The 4,061-nt window shown below is 49.6% G+C and carries 3 protein-coding genes; 1 reads left to right on the top strand and 2 read right to left on the bottom strand.

Features of this window, described 5'->3' with window-relative positions:
* Positions 1 to 648 (top strand): DUF2887 domain-containing protein (locus tag PX481_RS21225; RefSeq protein WP_288095840.1); only part of this gene is annotated, 648 nt, incomplete at its 5' end.
* A gap of 308 nt (positions 649 to 956) precedes the next feature.
* Here the strand turns inward: PX481_RS21225 and PX481_RS21220 are convergent.
* Together PX481_RS21220 and PX481_RS21215 are read right to left on the bottom strand one after the other, a co-directional pair.
* A complete protein-coding gene (locus tag PX481_RS21220; RefSeq protein WP_288095838.1) occupies positions 957 to 3,683 on the bottom strand; it encodes a beta strand repeat-containing protein in 2,727 nt (908 codons plus the stop codon).
* Between the two features lie 188 nt (positions 3,684 to 3,871).
* Positions 3,872 to 4,000: a hypothetical protein gene (locus PX481_RS21215; protein WP_288023956.1), complete on the bottom strand. Its 129-nt coding sequence runs from the start codon at positions 3,998 to 4,000 to the stop codon at positions 3,872 to 3,874.
* Positions 4,001 to 4,061 lie beyond the last annotated feature (61 nt).

Below are 4,061 nucleotides of genomic sequence, written 5' to 3'. Positions count from 1 at the left end.
TTTTTAAAACAATATCAACCACCTCACCCCTGGCAAATTGTCGTCATTTATCCCCATCGTGGGGTGGAACGGGAACAATCCCTACATTTTGGCGAAATCCTCAATTTATCGAGTGTTAGACGCATTTATCTCGATGAATTGGCCCCAAGGGACAATCCCTCCTTAGGAATTGGTGTGATTAAATTAGTAGTAGAGTCGGAAACAGCAGCGGTGAGAACTGCTCAAACCCTAATCGAGCGCACCAGAGAAGAAATCACCGACCAGTCCAGTCAACGGCAGTTAATTAATCTAATCGAAAGTATCATTATTTACAAATTCCCCCAGAAAAGTCGCAAGGAAATTGAAGCTATGTTTGGACTAAGTGATTTAAAACAAACGAGAGTCTATCAAGAGGCACTGGCCGAAGGAGAAGAACGGGGTCTAGAACGGGGTCTAGAACGGGGTCTAGAACGGGGTCTGCAAGAGGGGGAACGTCTGGTGGTGGAAAACCTGCTCCGAGTCCGTTTTGGTGAGTTAGACCCAGAAATTCAAGCTATTATCAGCCGGATTTTACAACTGTCCCCGGAAGAATTTACCCCTTTACTCCTACAGTGTTCTAAGCAGGAACTCTTAAAGCGATTTCCCCCAGAAAAGTCGCGAGGAAATTGAAGCTATCACCCCCCTTATCAAGGAGGGAAGGGGGGATCGACACCCCCCTTATCAAGGGGGGATTAAGGGGGGATCAAGGGTAGGGTTAATTCATGAATTAACCCTACTATGAGAGTTAATTCATGAATTAACCCTACTACTTCCCCCAGAAAAGCTGAAAAAGTAGGGGCAAAGGTAGAAAACGGGTTTCTCGGAGAAACCCGTTTTCTGTGCGTTACTCACAGGAGGCAAAGGTAGAACCCTAGAACTAGAAAAAACCAAAAACCCCCCCGATAAGGGGAGGTTTTTTCTAGCCGAGGGGCAGAGGATTAAGCAATGAAAGTGTTAAACTGAGCGTTGCCGAAGATAGCGTAATCTCCAGCAGTCATCTCCACGCGGGAAATGACGGTGAAAACATCTGTCGCTTTAATCTTCGCATCGCCACCACTATTGACTACACCCAATACCATCTGGCTATTAGCCGAATCGTAGTAGGAGGTGAGAATATCAATACCAGCCGCACCAACAGTGATCTCTCCACCAGCGATAGCGGCATTAAAGCCTTCCTGTGCGGTGTTACCTGCCGTGTTATTGCCTGTCTCCGTGAGTCTGAGGAAATTGGCCGTCTCGGTTGATAGGTTAACCGTAGCACCCTGGGCCACCGAGATAGTCGCCACCTCATCACCAGCAGCCACAGCAGTATTCTTAAGGGTCTCTAAGGGGGCAGTAGCACCACTAACACCAGCGGTTGAAATCGTAATGAGGTCGGTGGTAGTTTTGGTGGCACCAGTGAGGAAATCGGTGACGGTGCTGTAACTAGCTTGCACATTTAACGCTGCATTTCCAGCCACAGCCTTGGTGAAGATAACCGTATCGAACCCATCCCCTAATGTGATCTGGTCAGGACCAACAGAACCAGTGATGGTGTCTTTTCCAGTACCGCCACTGATGAAGTCATTGTTCTTACTACCAAACAGAGCATCATCGAAAGTGGAGCCGGTGAGGTTAATTCCCACAGTAGATCCCGGGTTAGATACTTGCGTCATGGTTAAACCAGTGGTTCCAGCGGTTGCCTCCGTCAGACCAGAAGCATCCAATTTCTCGGCTGTCACTGCACCAATGATTGTCAGGCTGGAGTTACCAGTGATGGTGATGGTTTCCACCACACCAGGGGTCTGAGGAAGGGTTATTGCGCCAATTTTATGAGTACCAGCGCCAGAGTTATTGACGACAAGCTTAAGTTGCTCGATCGAGAGGTTAGGCGTGTCGGTGTTATTCAGGTTGAGGTTGCCGACAGCAATGTTAGCCTTTTCTGTTTGCAAAGGAGTAGTGGGATCATCGCCGTCGATGGTGAAGGTCAAAGAATCGTTGTTACCACCACCATTGGCTTGTACGTTGAGAGTAAAACCAACAGATGTATTCTTTAAGACGTTAACCGAGTTGGCACCTGCGGCAAAGCGGATCGTGTAGTTATCCGCAGTCGGTGCGGCTAGGGTCACCGTGGTGATCTTATCACCGATTAGGTCAGCCCGGAGAGTCTTGTTAGCCGTGCCTCCACTAGATAAGGTCAGGCTTTGGGTATTTTTGATGTTGGTATCGGCTGCGGTAATGGTTTCTGCATCTGCCGCCGCTACTGCTAAAGTGTTGGCACCGTCGCCACCGTCCACTTTATCGGTGGCAGTGAACTCACCTGCCTTGAAACGGAAAGTGTCATTACCTTTGCCGCCGAGGAAATCCACTGTACCGTTGCCCGCAGTCACGTCCAGATCACCTTCAAGGGCAGAAGCGTCCAGCTTGGTGGCGGTGTTGGGGAGAGCAGCAGCGATGAGGAGATCCTGATCTCCAGTGATGGTGATTTCCTTCGAGCCAGTGGCGGTTAGTGCCTTCACAGCGTTGGCTAGACCCTTGCTTTCGATGGAAATCTTTTCGTAACCATTGTTACCCGATACCGGACTAAGTCCTAAGGTTAAGAAAGTGGCAGCAGCACCGGTGACGGGGCTGAAGCTACCCACCTGATTGAGGGTGACAGCCACTGTATCTTCACTACCCGCTAGAGCGGCACCCGCAATAGTGATAGTGAGTGGTACGTCAGCAGTGAGGCCAGTACGATTGACCGAGACTTTTTCTACCGCCGTCTGGAAGTTGCTGAGATCAAGTCCTTTTGTGCTATCTGATAGGTCAACATTTTTAACCCCAACAACATTAGCACCGAATACCTGTAATAAGGCATCTTTGCCCGTATTAACCACGTTGAGGGTCTCGATGCCCTTCATCGTCGGTAGCACTGGACCGGTATTGAGGGTGTCTCCACCGGTGTTGAGAACTGTCAAGGTGGGGTTGGTGCCGGAACCGGTGAGATTGTCACCACTGTTGAAGGTGGCGTTAAATTCACCGAAATTATTGACCGTCGGAGCGAGGAAGCTATTGGCGGTGAGTATGTCCACACCTGCGGTGAGGATGGCACTGTTGCCCACACCAGCCGCCGCCTGGGCCGCCAAAATATTAAGGTCTTTGGCCGCAGTAACACTAGCCTCTTCTGCTGTGACGGTTTCGAGGATGCTCCAAGAGGTGTTGTAGTATTCCTCGGTAAAGCTAGTAATACCTTGCAGTTGGAACTGGGCAGCGAAATCAAGAGCTACTTCTGCCCGGTTGACCAGGGCCTGTTGAATTGCAGGGGGCTGGAACTGGTTAAGGACGATGGGGAAATCTAAAATATTAGGAATGCCGTTGCCATCGCTGTCGGCGGGACTACCGTCGGAATTGGTGAGACCGAGCCATTCAACCCAGTAGTCAATCTCGGCGGGGTCTAAATCGGCTTCTTGTAGGCCGTAGGCATTGTTAAAGACCTCTAGAACGTACTGCTTTCTGGTAGCATCGGTGGCGGCTCCAGGGGCAGCTAGGAGGGGATAGGTTTCTTGGGCTGCGGTCGAAGTGGCGAAAACAAGAACCGTTTCTTCCCAGGTCAGGGATGTCAAGCTAGGGTTAGTCTGCCACAAGCTAATGTCAGAGGCTGACGGAGCTTGGGAAGCATAAAGAATATTTAACGAAGCGTACACTTCTGGACTGATTGCCATGTTTTTAATCTCAACTCCTCACGGTTATGATAATTTGAGTTCGTCTAGAGGTCGGGGGACCCTAACGGCTACTCGGATAAAATTATAACAAATTTTTCTGGTTTGGGCAAGTAGAAATCCTGTGGACATAAAAAAGTTATTCCTTGGACAGTCTGAATGGTGGCTTGACCCTAAGTTTTTCCCGCAGGAAAAACTGGGGGTAGGAAAAGCCCTCTTAAGTAGGGTTTGCTGAAAAAGTTTTTCGTGGGGGCAGGGTGTGGGGTGTGGGGTGTGGGGTGTAGGGTTTTACCGATTTTCATCTGGTCAATTACCTAATTTTCAGGGAAAAAGTACCTGAATTTTCCCCCCGCTCACTCCCAG

Source organism: Microcystis sp. M53603_WE2 (assembly GCF_030065435.1).
The sequence above is the reverse complement of the archived record's forward strand: the minus strand, read 5'-3'. Positions and strand labels throughout refer to the sequence as shown.